Annotated in this window: 1 pseudogene; it reads left to right on the forward strand. The window is 64.9% G+C overall.

Features of this window, described 5'->3' with window-relative positions:
• Positions 1-169 precede the first annotated feature (169 nt).
• Positions 170-402: pseudogene (locus JS521_RS36100) on the forward strand (MarR family transcriptional regulator); the annotation flags it as partial.

Raw genomic sequence — 402 nt, forward strand, 5'->3', positions numbered from 1 at the left:
CCTCCCCACCCCGTCACGGCCAGGCAGTATGACTAATCGTGACAGCTTGCGGCGCAGCGTGACGGCCGCTTACGGTGCGAGAACTACGAGAACTAAACGACCCCGACACGGTTTCGCAGACCGGGCCGGGGTCTCACCGCAAGATCGCACACCATAGAAAGACGATCCCTTGGCTACCCAGCACCATAGCTCCGCCCTGCCCATCCCCGCAGTCTCCGCCACGTACCCGATGGCCAACCCCGGCTACGGCAAACGCTCCACGCCAGGGCAACTCCCCCGTACGCGAAACGACTTCGCACTCCTCCCCACCCGCGAACGCTACGTCGCCGGATTCGTCGACCACCTCCCCGAAGGCGCGGCGATGAGCGTGAAGCAACTGGCCAAGCAACTCCCGCTCTACGG

Origin of the sequence: Streptomyces durocortorensis, assembly GCF_016901035.1 — a bacterium.
Classification (GTDB): Bacteria; Actinomycetota; Actinomycetes; order Streptomycetales; family Streptomycetaceae; genus Streptomyces; species Streptomyces durocortorensis.